Below are 26007 nucleotides of genomic sequence, written 5' to 3'. Positions count from 1 at the left end.
GGGTAGGGCGGAAGTGGGCAGATCTGCCCGCACGATCCGATCCGAGACCGGAGAAGAGGTGGTCGAGTATGAGTTCCGTTGTCGCTTCGACCGATGTCAAGGCACCGATCCGCATGGTTTACAACCAGTGGACGCAGTTCGAGTCGTTCCCGGAATTCATGAGTGGGGTCGAGAGCGTCCAGCAGCTCGACGACACCCACACGCACTGGAAGGTTCACGTCGGTCCTGCTGAGCGAGAGTTCGACGCCACCATTACCGAACAGCATCCGGACGAGCGCGTCGCCTGGCGCTCCGACAGCGGCCCCGAGCACGCGGGCGTCGTGACGTTCCACCGTATCGACGATCTGACGACCCGGGTCACGACCCAGATGGAGGTCGATCCAGAGGGCTTCGTCGAAAACGTCGGCGACAAGCTGGGCCTCCTGGACCACCGGGTCAAGGGCGACCTCGAACGCTTCAAGAAGTTCATGGAGGAGCGCAACCACGAAACCGGCGCCTGGCGCGGGGACGTCCCCCGCCCCGGACTGTAGCCGAGCCGCCCTACCCGCGGCTTCGCCACCCAACGGGGTCGGAGGTCATTCGGAAGGAGGCGCCGGTCCTGGCGGTTACTGCGCCAGGACCGGCGGCCACATACTTCCGGGACGCCGCCACAAGGCGGGTCAGTCGGTCCGAACTTCGCTGCGGTCGCCGCTCCACAGGGTGTGGTAGTGGCCTTCCGCGTCGACGCGCTCGTAGGTGTGCGCACCGAAGAAGTCGCGTTGACCCTGCGTGAGCGCGGCGGGGAGTCGCTCGGCGCGCAAGGCGTCGTAGTAGGCCAGCGAGGAGGCGAAGGCCGGAACCGGGATACCAAGCTGGACCGCGGTGGACACGACCCGGCGCCAGCTGTCGACGCTCTCCTCGATCGCCGCGCGGAAATAGGGAGCCAGGATCAAGCTCTGCAGCAGCGGGTCCGCCTCGTAGGCGTCCTTGATGCGGTCGAGGAAGCGGGCCCGAATGATGCAGCCGCCACGCCAGATGGTGGCCAGATCGCCCGGGCGCAGACCCCAGTTGTATTCGGTGCTGCCGGCGGCGATCTGGTCGAATCCCTGGGCGTAGGCGACGATCTTGGAGGCGTACAGCGCCCGCCGGATGTCCTCGGTGAACTGCACTGCGTCACTGGGCTTTTCCGCCAGCGTGCCGGCGGCCAGGCCGTGCGCGGCCTTGCGCTGCGCGCGCGATCCGGACAGCGCGCGGGCGAAGACGGCCTCCGCGATGCCGGTCACCGGGATGCCGAGGTCGAGCGCGGACTTGACCGTCCACCGGCCGGTGCCCTTCTGCTCGGCGGCATCCACGATCACGTCGACCAGCGGCTCACCGGTCTTGGCGTCGACCTGCGCGAGCACCTGCGCGGTGATCTCCACCAGGTAGCTCTCCAGCTCGCCGGAGTTCCACTGCGTGAACACCTCGGCGATCTCCCCGGCGCTCGCGCCGAGCGCGTCGCGCAGCAGGTGGTACGCCTCGCCTATGAGCTGCATGTCCGCGTACTCGATGCCGTTGTGCACCATCTTCACGAAGTGACCGGACCCGTCCGGGCCGATGTGGGTGCAGCACGGGACGCCGTCGACCTTGGCGGAGATCGACTCCAGCAGCGGCCCCAGCGACTCGTAGGACTCCTTCGGACCGCCCGGCATGATGGCCGGCCCGTTGAGCGCACCCTCCTCACCACCGGAGATACCCGCGCCCACGAAGTTCAGCCCGCGCGCGGCCATCGCGGCCTCGCGCCGGATGGTGTCGGTGTAGAGCGCGTTGCCGCCGTCGATGATGATGTCGCCCGGTTCCATGACCGCGGCGAGCTCCTCGATCACCGCATCGGTGGCCTCACCCGCCTTGACCATGATCAGCACGCGGCGCGGCTTCTCCAGCGCACCCACGAACTCCTCGATGGTCTCGGTCCGGACGAACTCACCGTCGGTCCCGTGCTCGGCGAGCAACGCGTCGGTCTTGGCGACGCTGCGGTTGTGCAGGGCGACGGTGTAGCCGTGGCGGGCGAAATTGCGCGCGATGTTGCTACCCATGACGGCCAGACCCGTCACACCGATCTGAGCTGTCGCATTGGCGGAAGTCATGATTCAGACCCTTTCATACGGATCCACGAGCCCGGGACCCTGATACCACGAATGTTCGGTGCGTCAGCCCGCGGTGGGCCGGCGGATCTCCACGATCGGCAATACCAGCGCGGTCGGCACGCCCGCGGGCACCACCGGCGCGACCGGTGCCACCGGTGCGATGCGGTGGTAACCCTCGGTCTGGGCCGGCCGGGTGTCGGCTTCGCCCTTGTTGGGCCAGTAGGCAGCGGCCCGCTCGGCCTGGGCCGCGATGGTCAGCGAAGGGTTCACCCCGAGGTTCGCCGACACCGCCGCGCCGTCGACCACGCTGAGCGTCGGATAGCCGAACACCCGGTGGTAGGCGTCGATCACGCCGTGTTCCGCGTCGGCACCGATCGTGGCGCCGCCGAGGAAGTGCGCGGTGAGCGGAACGTTGAACACCTCACCCCAGGTGCCGCCGGCGACACCGCCGATCTTGTCCGCGACCCGCCGCGTCACCTCGTTTCCGGCGGGGATCCAGGTCGGGTTGGGCTCGCCGTGGCCTTGTTTCGAGGTCAGCCTGCGGCCGCCGAACACCGAACGCTTGGTGTAGGTGGTGATCGAGTTGTCCAGGTGCTGCATGACCAGGGAGATGATGGTCCGCTCGCTCCAGTTCTTCACGCTCAGGAAGCTCAGCAGCAGCAGCGGGTGCAGCAGTGCCACACCGAGGAAACGCAGCCAGCGGGGGATCTTTCCGCCGCCGTCGACCATCAGGGTCTGTAGCAGGCCCATCGCGTTGGAGCCCTTGCCGTAGCGGACCGGTTCGACGTGGGTGTCGGGGGTGGGGTGGATCGAGGAGGTGATCGCGACGCCCTTGGTGAAGTCCTGGCCGGGCGCCAGGGTTTTGGTGGCCGCGCCGACGATGGACTCGGAGTTGGTCCGGGTCATGAAGCCCAGCCGTTCGGACAGGTTCGGCAGCACGTCGCGGTCCCGCATGGCGTGCAGCAGCTTCTGGGTGCCGAGCGTGCCGGCCGCCAGCACCACCTGCTTGGCGGTGTAGGTGGCGGGCTGCTTGCGCATCCAGGCGCCGGTGCGCGCGGTGTCGATCTGCCAGGTGTCGCCGGGCGCCGGGCGCAGCGCGGTCACCGTGGTCATCGGAATCACCTGTGCCCCGGCCTTTTCCGCCAGGTACAGGTAGTTCTTCACCAGGGTGTTCTTGGCGTTGTACTTGCAGCCGACCATGCAGTCGCCGCATTCGACGCACCCGGTGCGGTCCGGGCCGACACCGCCGAAGTACGGGTCGGGGACGGTCTTGCCGGGCTCACCGAAGAACACGCCGACCGGGGTCTGCACGAATGTGTCACCGACACCCATGTCCTCGGCGACCGATTTGAAGATCTCGTCGGCCGGGGTCAGGTGCGGGTTGGTGACCACCCCGAGCATCTTCTCGGCCCGCTCGTAATAGGGCGTGAGCTCGTCGCGCCAGTCGGTGATGTCGCGCCACTGCGGGTCCTGGAAGAACGGGGCCGGCGGCACGTACAGGGTGTTCGCATAGTTCAGCGAACCGCCGCCGACTCCCGCGCCCGCGAGGATCAGCACGTCACGCAGCGGGTGGATCCGCTGGATTCCGTAACAGCCGAGCTTGGGCGCCCACAGGAACTTGCGCAGGTCCCAGCTGGTCTTGGGCAGCTCGTCGTCGGCGAACCGCCGCCCGGCCTCGAGCACACCGACCTTGTAGCCCTTCTCGACGAGCCGCAGCGCGGTGACACTGCCCCCGAATCCGGACCCGACGATCAGGACATCGAAATCGGTGGTCGGCTCGGCCATGCAGGTCTCCTGGTGATGTCGTCGGTGACACAGTTCGGGTGATTCTTGCAGTTTGCCCAGCTGGAGTCGAGAAGATGGCCCCGGTCACAGCACGATGCCGGTGACCGGGGCTTCCCCTCTAGAGCTGACGCGGTCGAGTCGGTGCCGCCATCGGCGATGCTGCCGGGGTGGCGGCCACGACCCGATCCATGCGATTCGGATAGTTGTCGGTGCCGCCGGTCTCGCGCCACATCGCATGAGCCCATCGGTGCGAGAGTTCTCGACCACGGCCCGAGCGTTGTCGGCGAATTCGGGCCGGCGGGCCTCGGCGCGGGCGACCGCCCCGGCGGCCTACTCCCCCGGCGGGTTCCAGACGCCTTCTGCGGCCACCGTTTTCGCGTAGTCGGCGAAGTCGCGCGGCTCCCGGCCCAGCACCCGTCGCACCCCGTCGGTGGTCGGCGTGTTGCGGCCGTCCATGACAGTGCCGAACAGGTAGTCCAGCAGGGTGATCACGTCGGCGGGGACCTCGTATTCGGTGAGCGCGGTAACGAATTCGGGGCGCGACACCGGGACGAAGGCGATGTCGCGACCGGTGGCGGCCGCGATCTCGCCCACCGCGTCGGCGAAGCTGAGCGCGCGGGGCCCGGTGAGTTCGTAGCATCGGCCGTGGTGTCGGTTGTCGGTCAGGGCGGCGGCCGCGACCTCGGCGATGTCGTCGGCGTGCACGAACGGTTCCGGCACATCACCGTTGGGCAGAGTGAGCACCCCGGCCCGGATATCGTCGACGAACGCGCCCTCGTCGAAGTTCTGCATGAAGAAGCTGCACCGCACCACGGTCCAGGCCAGGCCCGAATCCTGCACGATCCGTTCACATTCCACGGCTTCGGGCTCGCCGCGCCCGGAGAGCAGGACCACCGACCGGACACCCGCGGCCCGGGCCGCGGCGACGAAGGCGTGGACGGTCTCCGGCGCGCCGGGAACCGCCAGGTCGGGCTGGTAGGCGAGGTAGATCGCGGTGACGCCGGCCAGGGCCGCGTCCCAGGTGCCGCGGTCGTCCCAGTCGAAGGGTACGGCGGCGGTGCGCGAGCCGATCCGGACCCGAGCGCCGGCCGCGCCGAGCAGGGCCGCGACGCGCCGTCCGGTCTTTCCGGTGCCGCCGGTGACGAGGTAAAGGGGCTGGTTGCTGCTGTTTTCCGTCATGAGTTCAGTACACCGGCGGGCGGGCCGTGGCGACATCGTCGAGGCGCTCGCCCGCATACGTGAGCGTCTACGCTGGAGCCGTGGATGCGTTGGCCGGTCTGCTCGAGGGTCCGCGGGCGCGCGGTGCGTTCCTGATGTGCTCGCTGCTCGATCCGCCGTGGTCGCTGCGGATCCAGGACGAAGCCCCGCTCACCGTGGTGGCCTTGATTCGCGGAACCGCCTGGGTGCGTACAGATTCCGCGCCACCGCGACAGCTGACCGCCGGTGACGTCGCGATCTTCCGTGGGCCGCGGCCGTATACGATCGCCGACGACCCGGCGACCGCGCCGCAGATCATCATCCATCCCGGCCAGGTGACGACCACTCTCGACGGCGAAATACTCTGCGAGACATTGAGTCTCGGCGTGCGGCAGTGGGGTACCGCCGCCGCGGGCGCGACCGTGCTGGTGACCGGCACCTACGAATCCTCCGGTGCGGTCAGTCACCGGCTGCTGCGCGCACTGCCGGAGGTCGCGGTCCTGGCGCGCGGTGAGGTCGACACCCGCCTGCTCGATCTCCTGGTCGACGAGGCCACCGTGGATCGACCCGCGCAGAGCGCGGTGCTGGACCGGCTGCTGGATCTGCTGCTCATCGCCGCGTTGCGGGCCTGGTTCGACCGAACCGACGCCCCCGCCTGGTACCACGCCTACAGCGACCCGCTGGTCGGCAAGGCGCTGCGCCTGCTCCAGCACAATCCCGCCCACGCGTGGACCGTGGCCGCACTGGCCGAGGCGGTCGGCATGTCCCGCGCCGCCCTGGCCCGCCGTTTCACCGACCTGGTCGGCGAAGCGCCGATGACCTTCCTGACCGACTGGCGGTTGTCGCTGGCCGCGGATCTGCTCGCCGAATCCGATGCCACCGTCGAATCCATCGCCCGCCGAGTCGGATACGGCACGGCCTTCGCCCTGAGTTCGGCCTTCAAACGCCACTTCGGCATCAGTCCACGCGACCACCGCCTCGGCATCAGCGTCTCCGATTCCGATGCCCGGCAAGTGGATTCGCTGCCGAGCTAGGATCTCGGCGTTCGGCCCGCCGGCGTTCCTCGAAGCCTCGGGTGGCAGTAGCCGCAGGGGCACCGAGCCCTCAGTCCAGCCGCAGTGACGGCGCGTACATCTCGACCCAGGTGTAGAGGTCGATGACGTGATCCAGTCCGGTGCGCACGGCCGGGTCCAGGCCCACGGGGTCGAGGGCGGCCGCCCGAGTCACCCAGTCCCGGTCCACCAGATCGAACACCAGTGAATTCCGTTGGTCCAGGATCTCTTTCGCCTGGCGTTGCAGGTTGGCGGCGTAGCCGGGGTCCTGGGTGGACGGGTAGGGGCTCTTGACCCGTTCCACCACCGAGCGCGGCAGCACGTGCGCGGTGGCGTGCCGCAGCAGACTCTTCTCCCGCCCGTCGAAGGTCTTCAGCGACCAGGGCGTGTTGTAGACGTATTCGACCAGCCGGTGATCACAGAACGGCACCCGCACCTCCAGGCCGACCGCCATCGACATACGGTCCTTGCGGTCCAACAACATTCGCACGAACCGGGTCAGATGCAGATGGCAGATCGTCCGCATCCGGTACTCCAGCTCGTCTTCACCGCCGAGATGTTCCACCTCACCGACCGCGGTCGCATACTGATCGGCCGCGTATTCGGGCAACCGAAGCCGCGGCAGCAGATCGGGATTCACGAAAGTGCGCTGGGCGTCGGACAACGGGTTGTCGAACGCCATCCAAGGGAAGGTGTCCGCCTTGCGGACCACGTCGTCGTGGAACCAGCTGTAACCACCGAACACCTCGTCCGCCGACTCCCCGGACAGCGCCACCGTCGATTCGGCCCGAATCGCGCTGAACAACAAGAACAGCGAGTTGTCCAGATCGCCCAGCCCGGCCGGAATGTCGCGCGCCCCGATCACCCGCCGCCGCACCTCGGGATCGGCCAAGTGCTCCGGATTCAGTATCACGTCCTGGTGTTTCGAGCCGACCAGCTGGGCCACCTCGCGGACGAACGGCGAATCAGGGGTTCCGCGGAAGTCGTCCGGGACGAAATTCCGCTCCTGATCGACGAAATCGACCGAGAAGGTGCGCACCCGCTCACCGTCCTGCTGCAGTCGCGCGGCCGCCAGACCCGTGATCGCGCTGGAATCCAGTCCGCCGGAGAGCAACACGCAGCGTGGCACATCGGCGACCAGCTGCCGGTCCACGATGTCGGTGAGCAGTTCGCGTACTCGCGCGACGGTGTCGTCCCGCCCGTCGGTGTGTTCCACGGCCCGTAGCCGCCAGTAGGTCCGTGATCGGATTCCGTTGCGGTCCACGGTCATCAGCGTCCCCGGCAATACCTCGGACATCCCCTGCCACAACGCCCAGCCGGGCGCCTTGGTGAAGCAGAACAGCTCGCGCAGCCCGTCCAGATCGACCGTGCGACTCGCGAGCGGGTTCGCCAGGATCGCCTTCGGTTCGGAGCCGAACAGCACCCCGTCCGGAGTCGGAAAGTAGTAGAAGGGCTTGATACCCATGCGATCCCGCACCATCAGCAGTTGCTCGGTGCGCTGATCCCAGATGGCGAAGGCGTACATGCCGTTGAGCCGGTCGACCAGCGCCTCACCCCACTCCAGATAGGCGCGCAGCACCACCTCGGTATCGCTGTCGGTCCGGAACCGATGCCCACGTCCGGCCAGTTCCGCGCGCAGTTCGGCGTAGTTGTAGGTCTCACCGGAATAGACGATGGTGATCGCACCGCCAGGCGTGTCCACGCTCATCGGCTGGCGCCCGCCGGGCAGGTCGATGATCGCCAGTCGCCGGTGCCCCAGCGCCGCATGCGGCCACAGCCGAACCCCGACGTCGTCGGGACCGCGGCACGACATCGTCTCCGTCATGGCGTCGACGACCTGTTGCCGCCCGGTCAGATCGGACTCGAAGGATACCCAGCCGGTGATACCGCACATCTCACAGCCTCCGAAAATGGTTAGCTACAGCAACTATGCGTAATTCCGTTGTAACACAGAGGAGTTGAGAGGTAAACAGGTGAAATCTATTGCGACACAAGCGAATACACTGCAATCACGCAGTAGAGCCGCTGACCACCGGTGCGAAGCGACAGACGCGGGCCGTACCGGATCGAAGCAAATACACCGAGGCGGCGACATCCCGCGAGGCTCGACGAATGGCCCGCAGGGACCATCGGCGCATCGAGCGGCCGAGCCGCACAGACAGCAGGCCGCACACCCCGGGCACACGATCCGGCAGCGCGCCGACGCTTTCTAGAAATCAGCGATGCGGCAATCGCATCGGCCGCCGGATGAGCAGTTCCGCTGCTGCCCGAATTCAGCTGAGTCCGGCGGCGCGGCCGGCGCGCCCCGACAAGCGGGCGAACGCGTCGCGCAGGGCCTGCGGGCCGACAACCTCGATCTCGGCGTCGAACCGCGCCAAGGTTGCGGCGAGGGCTGCCCAGGACCAAGAACCGGACGCGAGCCTGGTTCGGGTGGGGGCGAGTTCTTCGACGATTCCGTCGCCGGCGAACGGGATCACTTGTGCGACAGGGATATCCAGGATCACCTCACCGCGGCACGGCCAGACGTTCACCGTGTCCGAACCCTTGAACCGGGCCGAGAGGAAGGCGGCGACGTCCCCGCCCGGCACCGCCCGGGCCGTGAAGCGCGGTCCGTTGGGGACGCGGAGGATCATGCGATCGGCGCGGTAGATCCGCCAGTCCCCGCGCACGGGATCCCATCCGATCAGGTACCAGCTTCCGTTCCGGGCGACGAGGTGGTGAGGCTGCACCCGCCGTGGCGGCCGGAGACCGGCGTCGTCCGGCCGCATCGGGGACTCGTAATCGAATCGCACCTCCTCGCCGGCTCGGATGGCCGCGCTGAGAGCGACCAGCAGGTGGGTGTCGGCTTGGGGATCGGGGCCTCGCTCGGCGGATTCGACTGCACTGATCTCGAGGGAGTCGACGCGCTGCCGCAGCCGTGCGGGCAGGACCTGCCGGACCGTAGCGAGGGCCCGCGCGGCGGACTCTTCGATACCCGCACCCGCCCCGGCCGCGGTCCGCAACGCCACTGCCAGCGCGACCACCTGCTCGTCGTCGAACAGCAACGGCGGCAGTTCGCTGCCCGCCTCGAGTCGATAACCACCCTCCGGTCCCTTGACCGCCCGGACCGGGTACCCGAGCTCGCGGAGTCGATCGACGTCGCGGCGCACCGTGCGTTCACTGACACCGAGCCGCCGGGCGAGCAGAGCCCCCGACCAGTCGCGGCGGACCTGGAGCAGCGAGAGCAGCCGGAGCAGGCGGCGGGAGGTCACCGCCGAAGAAGCGGTCGGCATGTCGCCCACACTGCCACAAGAAGCGGACATTCCCTGACCGCTACCGCTGTCAGAGTCGCACTCGTCGCCGGAATCCTCCGGCGCGCACCATTCGAAGGGACCGGATCACCATGTCGGTAAACGCTGTTGCCCATCTGAACTTCCACGGCCAGGCCCGCGCGGCCCTGGAGTTCTACCGGTCGGTGTTCGGCGGCCGGATCACCCTCGCCACCTACCGCGACTTCGGGATGCCCGCCGGGTGGCCCGACGCCGCGAAAGTGGTGTTCGGACAGGTCATCGCGGACAACGGCTTCCGGGTCATGGCCTACGACGTGCCCGGTGCGGGCGCACCGGCCGCAGCGGCCGCTCCGACGACCCGCCGCGAGAACGGAGCCACCCTCACCGAAGAGCCGTTCTTCCTCTCGGTTCGCGGCGAGACCGTCGACGAGGTCGGCGCGCTGTGGGAGGGCCTCGCGGACGGTGCGACGGTCATCGAGGAACTCGGCCCGGCGCAGTGGGCGCCCGCGTTCGGGATGCTGTGCGATCGCTTCGGCATCACCTGGATCCTCGACGTCGCGGCCGAGTACACCCCGGCCTGAGCGTCCACGCCGCTGTAGGGGTACGACCGGATTCCGGTCGTACCCCTGTTCCCCGGCTGGTGCCAGGGCATCGACTCGATTCGCCGACCTCCTGGAAATCACCGTGAACGAGGCTTGTGACCAGTGGCTCACCGGTCGCCGGGGAATTCGGCTGCGCGGCTACTTCATGTCGTTGGCGATGATGTTCTCGATATTGCGCTCAGCCAGGGCGGTGATCGTGACGAACGGGTTCACCGTGGTACAGCCCGGGATCAGCGAACCGTCGATCACGTACAGACCCGGATACGACTGCAGGCGACCGTAATTGTCCGTGGACTGATTGAGCACGCAACCACCCAGCGGGTGGTACGCGAAGTCGTCACCCCAGGTCTTGAAGAAACCGAAGAGGTCGGTCCGGTAAATGGTGCCCTGCTTGACGTTGATCGGGTCGAAGATGCGGCTGGCCGCATCGATGCTCACCTGGTTCCACGCCTGCTGCCAGTTCAGGTCCACACCACCGGTGGACGAGTTGTAGGAGAAGGTCCCGCGGTTGGGGTTCTCGGTGATCGCCAGGTACAAGCTGGCGAAGGTCTCGATACCCGTCGGGAACGGCGAGATCTCGGCGAAAGCCCGGCCACCGACACTGGACCAGTTGTCGATCCCCATGACCGGAATGCAGGACTGCAGGCTGCCGGTGGGCAATGCGGGCTGGTTCGCCCGGGCCACCATCACGTTGCCGTTGTTGCCCCAGCCGGTGCCGATCGAGGTGGGCAGGTTCGGCAACGCGCCGGTTGCCTTCTGGGTGACCAGTAGCTTGCTGGTGCCGACACTGCCCGCCGCGAAGAAGACCTTCTGCGCCGTCACGGTTTTGGTGGCAATGGTGTTGCCGCTGGTGTCGATCTGGTTCATGGTCACCGCGTAGCCGGTGCCCGCCGCGGGGGTCACCTTGGTGACCACGTGTTGCGGGGTGATGCTGACCTTGCCGGTCGCGACCGCGGCCGCCAGATAAGTCTTGTCCAGCGACTGCTTACCGTAGTTGTTGCCGTAGATGACCTCGGAGTTCAGCGCGGAACGCGGCACCGCGCTGCCGCCGCCGATGCTGCCGAAACCGGGCGTCGTGATGTCTTCCTGCTTCATGTAATTGAAGTCGTACACGTTCGGCACGAACGGGGTGTTGAAGCCTGAGGCCTGGGCGGTCTCGCGACCGACCCGCGCGAACTGGTAGCAGTCCGCGGTCTCGAACCAGGCCTGGTCGATGTTGTTGACCTTCAAACCGGCATTGGCCCGTGGGTAATACGTGGCGTACATCTCGGCCGGGTCCACCGACGGCAGGATGCTCGGAAAGTATTGCTGCTGCGGGGTTACGGCCATGCCGCCGTTGACCAGCGAGCCACCACCGACACCACGCCCCTGGTAGACCCGGATCTGGCTGAACTGCTCGGCATCCAGCACACCGGTGTACTTGGGGATCGTCTTGTCGAACGCGGCGCCGAGGAAGTAGCTGACCGGCTGAGCGGTCTGGGTGCGCAACCAGTAGGAGCGGCCGTCCGGGCTCAGCATGTTGCAGAAGATTTTGCCGTCGGGAGCCGGCTGGCTCCACGACATGCCCATCTCGACGATGGCGACGCTCTGCCCGGCCTGCGCCAACCGCAGCGCGGCGACCGCGCCACCGTAGCCGGAGCCGATCACGAGGATCGGCAGCTGCGCACCGTCGGTGATCGTCCCGACCGGTAGCGCGTTGGCGGGCGACGCCTTCTTGGCCAGCACAGCCGACCCGAGAATGACACCTGTTGCAGCAAGGAATCCGCGGCGTCCGAAGGTGTTGATACCGCCGTTACCTGGGGTTTCAGCTTCTGTTCCACTCACTGAAAGCTCCTAATGAGTCATAGATTAGAACTTGTTATAGCTTGTTTGACGCGTCAGGTAAGACGCATTGGAAATATTGATGTTTCAGATTGATCCGCTGCCGTCCGTGAACGTTCGACCTCTCGATGCCGGATTCGACGATCAGCGTGGGCCGAATGCGGCCGACAGACCCGCCAGGATGTCGCTGTTGCTGCTGCCGAACCCGCCACTGGGGGCGGCGGTGGTGGTCGCCGGAACCGTGGTGGTGACCGGAACGGTCGTGGTCACCGGTGTCGTCGTGGTGGCTGCCGCGACGGTGACGGTGACGTTGGTGGTGGACGCGCTGACGGTGCCGTTCCCGGAGTAGTCGGCGGTGAGGGTGTGCGCGCCGGGGGTGGCGGGGGTCCACATGACGGTGGCGGTGCCGTCGGCGCCGACCTGGGCGGCGGTGCCGATGACGGTGCCACCGTCTTTGAAGGTGACGGTGCCGCCGGCCGCGGCGGGGTCGACCGTCACCGTCAGGGGGATCGCCGTACCGACGGCGGCTCCGGTGACCGGGTTGAGGGTGGTGGTGGAAGCGACATCGGCCGGCGCGACCGACACCTGTGCGGTGGTGTTGGACCCCGTGACGCCGTCCCGTCCGGAGAAGGTCGCGGTCAGCGTATGCGCGCCGGACGCCCCGGGGGTCCACTGGTAGGTGGCGGTACCCGTCGCATCGACCTGACCGGTCCCCAATACGGTTGTGCCGTCGGCGAACTCGACCGTGCCACCGGCTGCGGCGGGAGTGACCGTGGCGGTGAGGGTGGTCGCGGTGCCCACCTTCGCGCCCGTCACCGGGTTGAGGGTGGTGGTCGAGGCGACATCAGCCGCAGCGACCGACACCTGCCCGGTAGCATTGGATCCCGTGACACCGTCCCGTCCGGAGAAGGTCGCGGTCAGCGTGTGGGCCCCGGCAGCCGCGGGAGTCCACTGATAGGTGGCGGTACCCGTGGCATCGACCTGCCCGGTACCGAGAACGGTTGTGCCATCGGCGAACTGGACCGTGCCACCGGCAGCGGCAGGTGTGACCGTGGCCGTGAGGGTGGTGGCGGTGCCCACCTTCGCGCCGGTCACCGGGTTGAGGGTGGTGGTGGAGGCGACATCAGCCGCCGCGACCGATACCTGTGCGGTGGTGTTGGATCCGGTGACACCGTCACGCCCAGAGAACGTCGCGGTGAGCGCGTGCGCCCCGGCAGCGGCAGGAGTCCACTGGTAAGTCGCGGTGCCGGTCGTGTCGACCTGCCCGGTCCCCAGCACGGTAGCGCCGTCAGCGAACTCGACCGTGCCACCGGCCGCGGCAGGCGTGACCGTCGCGGTCAGAGTTGTCGCGGTGCCGACCTTCGCGCCCGTCACCGTGTTGAGGGTGATGGTGGAGGCGACATCAGCCGCCACGACCGACACCTGTGCGGTGGTGTTGGATCCCGTGACACCGTCACGCCCGGAGAACGTCGCGGTCAGCGTGTGCGCCCCGGACGCCGAGGGAGTCCACTGGTAGGTGGCAGTTCCTATCGCATCGACCTGCCCGGTACCGAGAACGGTTGTGCCGTCGGCGAACTGGACCGTGCCACCGGCCGCCGCGGGAGTGACCGTGGCCGTCAGCGTGGTTGCGGTGCCGACCTTCGCACCCGCCACCGGGTTGAGAGTGGTGGTCGAGGCGACATCAGCCGCGGCGACCGACACCTGCCCGGTGGTGTTGGACCCGGTGACACCGTCCCGCCCGGAGAACGTCGCGGTCACCGTGTGCGGGCCGGACGCTGCGGGAGTCCACTGATAGGTGGCAGTACCCGTCGCGTCGACCTGACCGGTACCGAGAACCGTAGCGCCGTCAGCGAACTGGACGGTACCGCCGGCGGCCGCCGGGGTCACCTTCGCGGTCAGGGTAGTCGCGGTGCCGACCTTCGCACCGGTCACGGGAGCGAGAGTGGTGGTCGAGGCCACATCAGCCGCGGCGACCGACACCTGCCCGGTGGTACTGGATCCCGTGACACCGTCACGGCCCGAGAACGTCGCGGTCAGCGTATGCGCCCCGGCAGCCGCGGGAGTCCACTGATAGGTGGCAGTACCCGTGGCATCGACCTGCCCGGTACCGAGAACGGTTGTGCCATCGGCGAACTGGACCGTGCCACCGGCCGCGGCGGGTGTCACCTTGGCTGTGAGCGTGGTCGCGGTGCCCACCTTCGCGCCCGTCACCGGGTTGAGAGCGATGGTGGAGGCGACATCAGCCGCGGCGACGTTCACGGTCTGCGGTGCGGACTGCGATGCGTTGGCGTACGCGGTGCCCGGATATTGCGCGGTCAGGGTGCGGTTGCCGCTCACCGTCGGCGTCCACTGGTAGGTCGCGGTACCGGTAGCGTCCAGGGTGCCGGTACCGATCTGGGTGCCACCGTCGTAGAAACCGATCGTGTCACCGGCCGAGCCACCGGTCACCGTGGCGGTCAACGTGACCGGCTGGCCCGCGCGGGCGCCCGAGACCGGGGCCAGGGTCGTGGTCGTGGCGTTCTTGCCCACCGTGATCGACGGGCCCTCAGTGTCGAACAACCCCGAGCCGAGCGACCCGCCGTAATCCATGCCGGTGGTCAGGGCGACGCCGCGGGCACAGCCGTGACCGACCTTGTACTGCACACTGAAGGTCGGGGAGCTGTGGGCGCCCAGCCGGTTCTGGACCGGCCAGGAGGTGGCGCCGAACGTCACTCGCACGTAGCCGCCGCCGTTGCCCTCGTCGGCGACTACTTCGGGATTCGACACCGCGCTGCCACCCATGGTGGCCGAACCGGGTACGTAGGTGATGCAGGCCGGATGCCGGTCCTTGATGTTGTAGATGTACTCGTCGACGATGCTGGTGCGGGCGAACTGGGTCGACACGGTGATCGTGTCGCCCTCGGCCGGGGACACGTTGCTGATGGTCCGGGTGTACTGCGAGGAGCCGGAGGACCACGTGATGCTCCCGGGGTTCGCGTCCGCGACGCCGGTGCCGAACAGCGCCAGAGCGCTCGCGGCCGTGGTGGTCGCGGCAAGGATGCGGGCGACATGTCGATTCGTCATTGTTTTTCCTGGAGAAGAGAATTCGGCGCTCGTTCGGAATTCGATCGCGGGCAGCGGGACGGAACGCACATCGCCCCACTCCCCCGCGGCGCCACCTATCCCGAGACAGCCTCACCGGTCACGAGCAACGCTGACGCCGCGAAACCGGCAACCATCGAGGATTGATGCATTTTTCCTTCTACTGATTTCTTCTGAGCGCTGCCATCCGGACGGGGAAATCCAGCGATCATCAACAACATTCGAACGCCGAATCACAGACGACGGCGATTGCGTGGAGCTCAGGGTTTCAGCGGAGGCTTCGACCGAGAGTTTCGGAAAATTTGCCCTAGGCATTTGTTCTGATGCGTACTGCTGCGGTCTCCCGTGATCTCGTCTGTGGCAAGCGCGCTCACCATAGGTGGACACATGTCAGAAGTGTCGTCGTTTCACAAAGTTACCGCCGAGTTCGACACCAATTTTGGACATCTGCCCAGTTCGGCCGAAGATAACGATCCGGGCACGTCGGCAAATCATCCGCTAGATTGCCCGGCAAAACAGCGGATGCGCCGTTCCTCCGACACTCTGCGGGTCCCACCGGTGGTCGTCCTGTGCGTGCCGACCGCACCCGCCGATGGGCCCGAGCCCCGGAACGACTGAAGCCCGTTGCGGACAACGGGCTTCAGCGGTTCAGCGTCGGGTCAGGAGCCGGTCACGATGGTGGCGGCCGGACCGCTGATCGGGTTCCACGGCGCGGGCGCGCTACCTCCGCCCCATGGCTGGCCGTTCCACTGCGACACCGTGCCGTCCGAGCCCACGCTGTAGATGCGGTACGGGTTACTGGTGTAGCTCGCCGCGACCGGTCCGATCGCGGTGGAACTGTTGTTGTTCTCGTTGAACAGGTACGCGGAATTCGACGTCGAGGTCGAATAGACGATCCCCCGCAAGCCGCCCCAGGCGTTCGTCGCGTTGGTGGCGACCACGGTCCAGTTCCCGCCGGTGCCGTTGTTCCACGGTTGGCCGGTCGACCACACCGCGAGATACCCGTTGGAGCCGACCTTGTAGATGTGGCTTTCATCGATCGCGAAAGCGACATTCTGGCCGGCGATCACCATCCAGGTGTTGTTACTGGCGTAGTAGACCGACAGGTAGCCGGTAACCGGGTCGACCGCGAACATGCCCGCGCCGCCGGCCATGATGTGTGCTGCCGGGCCGCCGATCCGGGTCCAGGTGGTGCCGGTGCCGCTCCACATCGACACCTGCTGTTTGTCGGCCGACAGTGCGTAGACGTGGGAGTCGGTGACGCCCAGTTCGGCGGAGTTACCGCCGATGTCGGTCCACGTGCCGGTCGACTTGTTGTAGGTGGACGCGGTGCCGTCGGTATTGAGCGCGACGAGACCGAAACCGCAGTCGTAGATCTGGGTCGCGGGTCCGCCGATCTTCGTCCATGCGGCGGGTCCGTTGCCGAGGCCGTTCCAGCGCATGATCGAGCTCTTATCGGTGGACAGCTCGTACACCGGTTTGTTGTAGACGGTGAAAGTTACCGGCGCGGACTCGTTTCCGGCCGCGTTGTAACCGTTCACGCCGATCGCGGTGACCGTGTGCTGCCCGTCGGCCAACGTCGTCGTGTCCAGGCTGTACGGGAAGCCCGACGCGGTGGAGGTGCCGACCTGGTTACCGTCGACCTTGTAGATGACGGTATGGGTGTTGGTGTCGGTGCCGGTGGCATTCAGCGTGACCGTTCCGGTGGCCGGTGTGGCAGACAGGGTTACGCCGGTCGGTGTGGCGGGTGCGGTGTTGATCGGGTCGGTGAACACGCAGGTGCCGTCATAGTTCGACCACAGTGCTTGTTCGGTGAAAGTGCCGGTGCCGAAGGTGATATCCCGAAGATATGGTCCCCGTGGCGTGTGGATGTCGGGGTAGCAGAGGTCGCCGTTCTCCCCGGTGTTCAGCGGATCGTTGCCGTGGTACCAGCCACCCTCCCAGGTGAGGACGACCGGCAGCTGGTTGGGGTACGGGTCGGTCATCGCCTCGGCCCATTCGTGGCCGAGTGCCGCCGAGAAACCGTCCAGGATGCCGGCGGGCTTGCCGTGCAGCGCGTAGATGGAACACCACGGACCGTTGTTCGGCCCGCTGGTGAAGTCGGCCATGTCCATCGTGTACGGCTGCAGGGCGTAGGCGACCGCGCCGATGCCGGTTTGCTGGGTAGGAAGCCACGTGTGCTCGGCGCACCCGCTGGGAGGATTGTTGGGGTCGTCGACCGGCGGGTTCTCCTTGTCCGGGTTGACACCGGTCGGTGTGAAGACCACGTAGTAGGAGTTCGCGTTCGAGGCGTCGGTCGTGTGTCCCCACGCCTGCTTGGCGGCCTTGGCCGCTTCCATGCCGACGTCCGTCAGCGTCGGTGTGAGTGGTGCGGGGCTCGCGGAGTCGTACCAGACCCCACCTGCGGCGAGGACACCGCCGGCGGGATAGGGGATGAACTGGTCCATCGCTGTCCCGAGAGGGCATTTGGTGTCCCCGGGGTGCAGGGTCGACGGCGAGCAGTACTGCGTCACCGATGCCGACCAGGTCTCACCGCCGGTACCCAGGCCTTTGAAGAACTGCTGCGCCAACCCGGCCGCGCCGTATTTGTCGCCGGAGAAGGCGACGTTTCCGTTGGCGTCGGTCGTCTGAGTGCCCCACTGACTGCCCCAGAACACCAAGTAGACCTTGGTGATCGGACCGTCGAGCGCCTGCCGGGGAACGGCCGGGCTGAGGTTCTGCCAGGCCATCTGACCATCCGCTGTCGACGGGTAGACCGCCGTTGCCGTGGTCGTGGCGGGTGCTGCCGTCGTCGGCGCCGCCGTGGTGGTGGCCGTAGCGGCAAGTGGCGCAACAGTTTGCGCCGCGGTCGTCGTCGGGACCGGTGTCGTGGTCTTCGCCGGTGCCGTGGTCTTGGGTGGTGCCGTGGTCGTCGGCGCCGGCGCGGTCGTCGTGCTGTGCGTTGGTGCCGTCGTTGTTGTGGTGGTGGTGGTCGTGGTGGTTGTGGTCGCCGGTGTCGCGCCCACCAGACTCGGCGACAACGCCGGTCCGGTCAGTGCGATGCCCAGCGCCACGGCCGCGGCGAAAACCCTTCGCCGTCGATGTGATGCCATTCTTCGAGCCCCTCTGATTTATATGAAGCAAGCCCTCCGCAAAGAAGGCCCGTGCGTAAGCTTCGCACGTAAACGATCTTTGTCAGAAAGTACGCGGAGGTAATTTCGGCACATTGCCCACTCATCGAGAAGCGGGCAGCACGAAGGGTATTCGGAGTTTTCCGGACCCGAATCTTCCAGCACCCGACACGCCCGGTATTCACGATTCGTAGCTCCCGAGTTTCGGGACCCGAAACTTCAGAAACGCCCCCCCACCAGGCGGTCTGCAGGCGGTGGCAGCGTCCCTCGTGACAGTCCGGCCGATCTCTGCGATAGTTGAGATCACTCCGCAAAGCACCGTGCCGACAGCGTCGAGAATTCTCATCGAGCACGAAGCAATTGCGTTTCCGGAATTTCCGTTGGTTTCGAGAGACCGGACAAGACTTGCCCGAGGTGAGATCGAACAGCGGCAAAATCGTGCCGGCGATCTTCATTATCGCTCAACCGAATACGATCTCGTCGGCAGATCACCGAACCCATAGTCTCAGCGCGACATCTGACGTCGACGCATCGGACCAGCGCAGCGATCGTGTGCGTAAGTCGGCCGAGGGCACCGATCGCAATCGTCAGCAGTGCACGAGGGCGGAGTGAACCCACGTGACCGTGCGCCGCGCAGCCCGGCGCCTACAGATTTGGGGAATCCCCGACATCCCGACATCATGATCACGTGTCGAGCAGTGTGGACGCGCCCGTGGTGCAGCGATCGAACCCGTCACCGCGACGAGTCTTCGCCGACCGATTGAATGCGCTGTTCGAGGCCGCCGGCAAACCCACCCTCGGTTCGATCGCGACCGCGGCGTCCGCGCGGTCATCGGCCGCGGGCGGCGGTCCGATCTCCCTGCAGCGCATCAGCGATTGGCGCAAAGCCAAGACGATGCCATCGAACTTCGAGGCGCTGGCGCCGGTGGTGATCGCATTGGTCGAGAAGGCCCAGCGCGCGAGCCGCCCGCTGGATCCCGAACTGGCGCAACTGACTGTGTGGCGGAAGATCTGGCAGACCGCGCACGACTGGGACCCCGAATCGGAGGCCACCTGCCCCTACCCCGGATTGGGTGCCTATCGGGACCGGGACAGCGAGTGGTTCTTCGGCCGGGCCCGGGCCACAACCGAATTGACGGCTTTGGTCCGTGGTGCCGCGACGGTCCAGGAGCCCGGCCTGATCGTCGTCATGGGCGCTTCGGGCGCCGGAAAGTCATCCCTGCTGCACGCCGGCCTGATCCCCGCACTGGGAGGCTGGACCGTTGCCACCATGACGCCCGGCGCGCGACCGGCCGAAACACTGTCCGAACTGATCGGATCCGGCGACGTGGCCGCACCGGAGCTGGTGGTGGTCGACCAATTCGAGGAAACGTTCACCCTCTGCGCCGGCGAACCCGAGCGGCGGAAGTTCCTGGACCACTTGCTCGAGCTCGCCGACCCGAACCGGACCACCCGCACTGTGGTCGTGGTCGCGGTGCGCGCCGACTTCATTCCACAGTGTCTCGGATACCCGACGCTCGCAGACGCCATCAACGCCCGCTGCTATGCCCTCGGCCCCATGCGCATCGAGGAACTCACCGAAGCCGTCACCGGCCCGGCCCGCGCGGTCGGACTGAATCTCGAAACCGGCCTGGCCGAACTCGTCATCACCGAACTGTGCGGCCTGGGCGGCGAGCACGAACGTTCCTACGACCCGGGCAGCCTTCCGCTGCTGTCGCACGTCATGGCCGCTACGTGGGCGTGCCGGGCGAATGCGCGGCTGACCGTGGCCGGCTACCGGAAGGTCGGCGGCGTAGCCGGATCGGTCACCACCACCGCGGAGCAGGCGTGGCAGGACCTGACCCCCGCCGAGCAGAATGCGGCCGAAGAAGTGCTCTTGGCACTGGTCGCCGTGGGATCGGACGGTCCGGACACCCGGCGGCGAGTGCCTCGCGCACAAGTGGTCGCCCGAGCCGCGGACCCCGGCGCCGCGCAGACCGCCCTGGCCCGCCTCATCGACGCCCGGCTGATCACCGCCGACTCCATCGAGGCCGAGAGTGGCGTGACCGGCGAAATCGTCTGGTTCACCCACGAAATCGTGTTGCAGGCGTGGCCGCGCCTGCGTGCGTGGATCGACGCGGGCCGAGTCGATCTGCTGGTACGCCAACGGGTCGCACTGGATGCAGCCGAATGGGTCGGGTCCGAACGGGATTCCGCGCTGCTGTACCGAGGAGCGCGACTCGAAGCAGCGAGGCGAGCGGGCGGTGCGACTGCCGGGGCTGTCGGCGAATTCCTCACGGCGGCACAGCACGCGCACCTGCGCCATCGACGACTGGTGCTCGCGACCCGGGCCGCCCTGGCCGTGCTCGGCGTGGTCGTGCTGGTCCTCGGCATCGCCGCCTACGCGCAGACCAGGATCTCCGAACAGGCCAACAACAACGCGGACCTGGTTCAGATCCTGGCCGAGGCCGACAGCATCCGCGGCGCCGATCCCTCCCTGTCCGCCCAGTTGGAGCTCGTCGCCGACCAGCTGCGACCAGGCGATCCCGATATTCGCTCCCGCTTGCTCCGCACCCAGAACCTGCCGTTGGGTGATCCGCTGACCGGACCTGCAGGTGCCGTGCATCAGGTGGCGTACCGACCGGACGGACAGCTTCTCGCGTCCGCAGGTGCCGACGGAACGATCCGGCTGTGGAATGTCAGCGGCACGCCCGGTCCGGCCGGGCCGCCCATTACCTGCGGAAAGCCGGTCACCGGAACGACTTTCAGCTCCGATGGCCGGTTGCTCGCGGCGGCCTGCGGGGACGGCGCCCGACTGTGGGACGTCACCGATCCCGCCGCGCCTGCATTACAGACGCACCTGAGCGACGCCGCTACCGGCGTCGTGTTCGGCCCCGGGCACACGCTGGCCACAACCGACAGCACGCGAGTGCAGGTGTGGCGCATCGACAATCCCGCCGCACCGGTAACAGGCGGCGAGCTGCGGCCCGGCACCGGCAGGGTCGTGTCGATCGCGTACACCCCGACCGGCAACCTGGTCGTCGCGGGCCCGCACTCGGTCGAGATCTGGACCACAGGCAGCGCACCCCACCGCACTGGGGCACCGATCACTGTGCCCGGCAACGGAATTCAATCGGCGGCACTCAGCCCAGACGGCACGACTCTCGCGCTCGGCAGCGGCGACGACGCCGACCAGGCGACCGGCGACGTCGACGCCACCGTCGGGCTGTGGAACATCGCCGACCCCGCCGGACCCCTACCGATCGGCCCGCCGCTGGTCGTCGCCGCCAAATCCGAGCTGCGTTCGCTCGCATTCGACGCCGACGGCACCGTGCTGGCGGCAGGTGACCGGAACAAGGTCACGCTGTGGTCCGTGCACGACCCTGCCCATCCGACCCGCATCGGGGAGCCGCTGACCGCGCCCTCGCCGTCCTGCCCGGAAACGAACCTGGGGCAGATCTGCGTCGACAGCCCGGTCACGCTCGCGTTCGGGTCCGGCGGGCACACCGTTGCCGTCGGTGGCGCCCTCGGCGGGCTTCGCCTGTGGTCACTGCCGCCGGCGATCGTCGGCGGCCGCATCGGCTGGTCCGCCGACCTGGCGGCACCCAGTTCGGCCGGCACCATGCTGACCAGCGTGCGGAACGGCCGGCTCGAACTCTGGGATATCCACGACCGGCGATCGGTCCGGCTGCTCGCCGATCTCGGCCCCGGGCCGATGCCGGGCGCCAAAACGAACTTTCCGGCGATCAGCTCCAGCGGACGCCTGGCGGTCGGCCCGGTCGGCCCGAACGGGGGGCTGAAGCTGCTCGATATCAGCGACCCGTCGCACGTTCGGCCGCTGTACGACTTCCCGGACGCCATAGCGGGCGGATTCGACGTCGAGAACCGGTTCCTGCTGGAATTTCTGCACGGATTCACGGTGCGGTTGTGGGATCTGTCGGACCCGGCGCACCCTGTCGCCACCGCGTCGGCCGTGTACGGCACCGAATCAGGCGATCGCGGACAACGGGTGGGTGGGATGGTCGGCCACACCATGGTGACGATCGGACTCGATGCGACGACCACGGGAGCGCCGCAGTCGGTGCTCCGGATCTGGGATGTCTCACGCCGCGGCGAAGCTCGCGAGGTCCAGCGCATCCCGAGCGAACCCGACCGACCGTATTCCTGGTTCGCGACTACCGCAGACGGTCACACGATGGCCATCCCGGCCGGGAACACGGTGCTCGTCTGGGATATCAGCCTGCTCGGACACGCCCGGCAGCTCGGCGATCCGATCACCGTCGGGCCCCTCAACGTGCAATCCGTCGACTTCAACGCCGACGGCACCCTCATGGCCACCTCCGACGCCGACTCCACCGTGCGGCTCTGGGACCTGCACGACCGCTCCCACCCGCGGCCCATCGGTCAAAGCATCACCATGCCCGGCACCTCCAGCTGGAACATAAGCTTCGACCCCTCGTCCAACCGGCTGATCGGCGTCAACAGCGGGACGATGAGTATCTGGGATCTCGACGACAACGAAGCACGACACCGCATCTGCGATGCTGCCCGGGGGGTACTCACGCCGGAAGTGTGGGCCGCGCACCTACCCCGCCTGCCGTATCACTCACCGTGCCAAGCGATTCCCACCGGTCGCTGACCGGTAATCCGGAGCTGCCGTTAGAGGCCGCTCGACGCGCACGTCGTCGATGGTGCGGATCAGATATCGCGCTTCACGGCCACGCCGGTGATCAGCGGTCGAACGATCGGGGGCATTCCACGCCACGACATTTCTTGCACGTCTTCGAGATTCAGCCCCGACGTCCGGATCAGCTCGAGGGTGTCGCGGTTGCAATGGCAGCCCTCCGCGAACCGGCGCCACGGTCCGGCGAGGCGATCTTGCCACCGGGAAAGTCGCGGCGACGCGGAGCGGACGTGTTCGAGAAACAGCAGCCGGCCGCCGGGACGCAATACGCGCCCGATCTCCCGCAACACCGGATCAGGGTCGTCGACAGTGCACAACACGAGCGTCGAGACGACCGTATCCACGGTTCCGTCCGCGAACGGCAATTGCTCCGCCGGTGCGTCGAGCACACGTGCGCGATGTCGGCTGCTACGTAGCCTTCGCGTCAACCGGGTACGCATCGCGGCCTCCGGTTCGGTCAAGATCAGCTCGTCGAGACCGTCCGGGTAATAACCCAGGTTGAGGCCGGTACCGCTGCCGAGTTCGACAGTCCGCCCCCGCGCCCGGCTGAGCAAATCTCGCCGACGAGCGCCCATACCCGCCTTCTCGCCCAGCCACAGCAGCGGGTCGTACAGCGCCGCGAAAGCCCGGGTCCACAGGCCCGAGCCCTCCACGCCGGCCGCCGGTGCGGCGCTACTGCTCACAAATTCGACGATACGCCCGGGAACGGGCGTCGCATATGCCCGGTTTTGTCGAGCGGGCGATCCGCTACTGGGTGTGTGCGTCCTGTCCGGGCTCTTGATGTCGTCGGCCCGGTGATCACATCCGGTCGATAACGTGTCCGGGTATGGACCTGCTCGACGACCTCGGCGCGACCGTCCCCCTCTCCGGTCCGGTACGCCGCGTGATCTCGCTGGTCCCATCGCTGACCGAAGCCATCGCGGTCACCCGCCCCGGCCTGCTGATCGCCGCGACCGACTGGTGCACCCATCCAGCCGAACTGGATGTCGAACGAGTCCGGGGCACCAAGAACCCGAACGTGCGCCGGATCGCCACGCTCGCACCGGATCTGGTGGTGTGCAACGAAGAGGAGAACCGCCGCATCGATGTGGAACGCCTACGGTCAGCCGGAATCCCGGTGTGGGTCACCAGGATTCGCACCCTCGACGAGGCGCTGGCCGCGATGGACCGGCTCTTCACCGTCCCGCTCGATGGTGAGACACCGGACTGGCTGGTCCGCGCCGCCCGCCAGTGGGCAGCACCCCCACCGGAAGTGACCCGCGCGGCGGTCGTACCGATCTGGCGTGATCCCTGGATGGTCGTCGGTCGGTCCACCTTCACCGGCGATATCGCCCGCCTGCTCGGACTGCGGCTGGTCCACGCCGACCGGCCGCAACGGTACCCGACGGTGTCACCGGACGAACTCACCACCGGAGTGGAACTCGCTGTGCTGCCGGACGAACCGTACCCGTTCACCGAGAACGACGGCCCCGAGATGTTCCCCCGGCATTCCCGTCGCCCTGGTCTCCGGGCGCAGCCTCACCTGGTACGGGCCGTCCCTTGTCGATGCCCGCCAGATCCTGACCCAGCGGCTGGCCGCCGCGGTCCCGCGCACGTAACCACACCATCGACTCGCTGTTCTGTCAGTCATCGGAGCCAGAGCACGATCGCGGCGATCGTTGTTCGGTTCGCGGCCAGGTAGGTATCGCGGGTGTGAGGACCAGTACGATCCGCGACCTGCGTGAGATCATCTCCCTGCCCGATCGATCTGATGCGGTCGAATCGGCTGGCACTGAAGGCGTCCGGACTGTTCGTGAACCGGCCCGCTGCTTGCACGTTACCGACTGGACTCCCCCGAGCGTTGCCGCCACCGTCGTCAGTCAAAATTTGACACCGCAAACGCCCCGTGACCACTGTTTTTTCAGGTGAGGGTCAATGTAACGATATTTGCACCGCCTGCCTTCACGGGTACAGTGGCTGAACGGCCCTTCATCGTCGACCGAGCCGCCCACCTGCGGGGCGGGGTGGGAGGTGAGACCATGGTGGAGGCGTGGATTCGGTGGCTGTTGTTACACGGCGTGGACAGGTTCTATCTGCGGTCGTTCGCGCGTCGAGGTCTGCTCACGCAGATCATCTTCGGCCAGGACGGCTCGCTCGGCGCGTCGTCGGCCATCGAGCAGGTCCGGCAGCGGGGCCGTCTGACCAAGCTGTCGGGAGTGTACGTCACCGCGGATCACGAACTGTGCCGTCGCATCCTGCGAGACAACCGCTTCGGCGCGGTCGCACCCAACCGCCCAGCCGTCCCGAAGCCGGTCCGCTGGGCGCTGGCCAAGACGGACCGCGAACTCCCGAACCTCACCGAACCGCCCTCCATGCTGGTGACGGATCCACCGGAACACGACCGGTACCGACGTCTGGTCGGGCACGCATTCAGCCCGAAGGCGATCACCAAATTGGAGAAGCGCGCCGTCGAAGTGACCGATGAACTCCTCGAATGCCTGGAATCGAAACCGCAACCGGATCTGATCGAGGACTTCGCCGCACAAGTACCCGTCGCGATCATCGCCGAGATTCTCGGGCTCCCCGCCGACATGCATTCGACCATGCTGAAGTGGGGGTACAACAGTGCGCCACTGGTCGACCGCGCCCTGACCTGGACCGCGTATCGCCATGCCATCGAAGAGCTGGCCGAGGTCAAGCAGTACTTCCACCAGCGAATCGACGAGATCACCGCCGAACCGGGCACTGACCTGCTGACCGTTCTGGTGACAAGTGGTGAGCTCAACCGCCGCGAGCAGATGGCCAACGCGGCACTGCTGCTGGACGCCGGGTTCTTGACAACGGTGAATCTGCTCGGCAACGGAATCGCCCTGCTGACCAGCCATCCAGACCAGCTGGAACTGCTGACGGCCCAACCCGAGCTGTGGCCGAGCGCGATCGAGGAAATCCTGCGCTACGACGGTCCCGTACGGACGACCTGCCGGGTAGCCAACTGTGACGTCGACGTAGGCGACCAGCGCATCAAGAGCGGTTCCCTGGTCCTTCTATCGCTGACCGGAGCAAACTACGACCCCGGTGTCTTCTCCGATCCCGAACGATTCGATGTGACCAGGTTCAACGCCGCCGATCACCTCGCGTTCAGCGGCGGGGTGCACGGCTGCCTGGGATATCGGCTGGCTCGTTTGGAAGGCGTCATCGCGCTGCGATCGCTCTTCGAGCGATACCCGGATCTGCGCTTGAACGGCCCGCCGACCCCGCGCCGCCTGGCGAATCTGCACGCCTACCGCACCATGCCCGCCACGCTCACCGGCGGCTAGGCCGACGCCGGCAGCAGCCGGAACCG

General features: G+C 67.2%; 16 protein-coding genes. 7 read left to right on the top strand and 9 right to left on the bottom strand.

Features of this window, described 5'->3' with window-relative positions:
- Positions 1-68 precede the first annotated feature (68 nt).
- Positions 69-530: an SRPBCC family protein gene (locus EBN03_RS20835; RefSeq protein ID WP_122189770.1), complete on the top strand. Its 462-nt coding sequence runs from the start codon at positions 69-71 to the stop codon at positions 528-530.
- A 129-nt stretch (positions 531-659) separates the two neighbouring features.
- On the opposite strand, the gene gndA is transcribed toward EBN03_RS20835, so the two are convergent.
- The 3 genes from gndA to EBN03_RS20820 form a co-directional block, all read right to left on the bottom strand.
- Positions 660-2105: an NADP-dependent phosphogluconate dehydrogenase gene (gene gndA, locus EBN03_RS20830; protein WP_122189769.1), complete on the bottom strand. Its 1446-nt coding sequence runs from the start codon at positions 2103-2105 to the stop codon at positions 660-662.
- Positions 2106-2168: 63 nt separating this feature from the next.
- Positions 2169-3890 carry a GMC family oxidoreductase gene (locus EBN03_RS20825; RefSeq protein ID WP_122189768.1) on the bottom strand — a complete coding sequence of 574 codons (1722 nt, stop codon included), beginning with the start codon at positions 3888-3890 and terminating at the stop codon, positions 2169-2171.
- A 330-nt stretch (positions 3891-4220) separates the two neighbouring features.
- Positions 4221-5069 (bottom strand): Rossmann-fold NAD(P)-binding domain-containing protein, encoded by an 849-nt coding sequence (locus EBN03_RS20820; RefSeq protein WP_122189767.1) that lies wholly within the window; start codon positions 5067-5069, stop codon positions 4221-4223.
- Positions 5070-5149: 80 nt separating this feature from the next.
- Between EBN03_RS20820 and EBN03_RS20815 the strand changes: the two genes are divergently transcribed.
- A complete protein-coding gene (locus EBN03_RS20815; RefSeq protein ID WP_122189921.1) occupies positions 5150-6121 on the top strand; it encodes an AraC family transcriptional regulator in 972 nt (323 codons plus the stop codon).
- Positions 6122-6191: 70 nt separating this feature from the next.
- On the opposite strand, the gene asnB is transcribed toward EBN03_RS20815, so the two are convergent.
- Together asnB and EBN03_RS20805 are read right to left on the bottom strand one after the other, a co-directional pair.
- A complete protein-coding gene (asnB, locus tag EBN03_RS20810) occupies positions 6192-8033 on the bottom strand; it encodes an asparagine synthase (glutamine-hydrolyzing) (protein ID WP_122189766.1) in 1842 nt (613 codons plus the stop codon).
- Positions 8034-8412: 379 nt separating this feature from the next.
- The gene (locus EBN03_RS20805; protein ID WP_122189765.1) at positions 8413-9411 is read right to left on the bottom strand and encodes a helix-turn-helix transcriptional regulator; all 999 of its coding nucleotides are present in this window, start codon (positions 9409-9411) and stop codon (positions 8413-8415) included.
- Positions 9412-9521: 110 nt separating this feature from the next.
- On the opposite strand from EBN03_RS20805, the gene EBN03_RS20800 reads away from it, so the two are divergent.
- Entirely contained in the window at positions 9522-9989 is a 468-nt protein-coding gene (locus EBN03_RS20800; RefSeq protein ID WP_122189764.1) for a VOC family protein, read from the top strand.
- A 159-nt stretch (positions 9990-10148) separates the two neighbouring features.
- On the opposite strand, the gene EBN03_RS20795 is transcribed toward EBN03_RS20800, so the two are convergent.
- Both EBN03_RS20795 and EBN03_RS20790 read right to left on the bottom strand, forming a co-directional pair.
- The gene (locus tag EBN03_RS20795) at positions 10149-11834 is read right to left on the bottom strand and encodes a GMC oxidoreductase (protein ID WP_122189763.1); all 1686 of its coding nucleotides are present in this window, start codon (positions 11832-11834) and stop codon (positions 10149-10151) included.
- A 141-nt stretch (positions 11835-11975) separates the two neighbouring features.
- Positions 11976-14894: a beta strand repeat-containing protein gene (locus tag EBN03_RS20790; RefSeq protein WP_122189762.1), complete on the bottom strand. Its 2919-nt coding sequence runs from the start codon at positions 14892-14894 to the stop codon at positions 11976-11978.
- A gap of 405 nt (positions 14895-15299) precedes the next feature.
- Here EBN03_RS20790 and EBN03_RS33800 point away from each other — a divergent pair, with 405 nt between their 5' ends.
- Positions 15300-15530, top strand: a complete 231-nt coding sequence (locus tag EBN03_RS33800; RefSeq protein WP_147471654.1) for a hypothetical protein — start codon at positions 15300-15302, stop codon at positions 15528-15530.
- A 41-nt stretch (positions 15531-15571) separates the two neighbouring features.
- Here EBN03_RS33800 and EBN03_RS20785 read toward each other — a convergent pair whose 3' ends face one another.
- On the bottom strand, positions 15572-18004 hold the full coding sequence (locus EBN03_RS20785) for an Ig-like domain-containing protein (protein ID WP_158675696.1): 2433 nt from the start codon (positions 18002-18004) through the stop codon (positions 15572-15574).
- 706 nt (positions 18005-18710) lie between these two features.
- Here EBN03_RS20785 and EBN03_RS20775 point away from each other — a divergent pair.
- The gene (locus EBN03_RS20775; protein ID WP_147471653.1) at positions 18711-22640 is read left to right on the top strand and encodes an nSTAND1 domain-containing NTPase; all 3930 of its coding nucleotides are present in this window, start codon (positions 18711-18713) and stop codon (positions 22638-22640) included.
- Between the two features lie 59 nt (positions 22641-22699).
- Here the strand turns inward: EBN03_RS20775 and EBN03_RS20770 are convergent, their stop codons facing one another.
- Positions 22700-23368 (bottom strand): class I SAM-dependent methyltransferase, encoded by a 669-nt coding sequence (locus EBN03_RS20770; RefSeq protein WP_233608493.1) that lies wholly within the window; start codon positions 23366-23368, stop codon positions 22700-22702.
- A gap of 143 nt (positions 23369-23511) precedes the next feature.
- Between EBN03_RS20770 and EBN03_RS20765 the strand changes: the two genes are divergently transcribed.
- Positions 23512-24366, top strand: a complete 855-nt coding sequence (locus EBN03_RS20765) for a helical backbone metal receptor (RefSeq protein ID WP_233608492.1) — start codon at positions 23512-23514, stop codon at positions 24364-24366.
- Between the two features lie 271 nt (positions 24367-24637).
- Positions 24638-25981 carry a cytochrome P450 gene (locus EBN03_RS20755; protein ID WP_233608491.1) on the top strand — a complete coding sequence of 448 codons (1344 nt, stop codon included), beginning with the start codon at positions 24638-24640 and terminating at the stop codon, positions 25979-25981.
- Positions 25982-26007 lie beyond the last annotated feature (26 nt).

Source organism: Nocardia stercoris, from assembly GCF_003696265.1.
GTDB classification, from domain to species: Bacteria; Actinomycetota; Actinomycetes; order Mycobacteriales; family Mycobacteriaceae; genus Nocardia; species Nocardia stercoris.
Note: the sequence above shows the minus strand (reverse complement) of the source record. Positions and strands in the feature narration are given on the sequence as shown.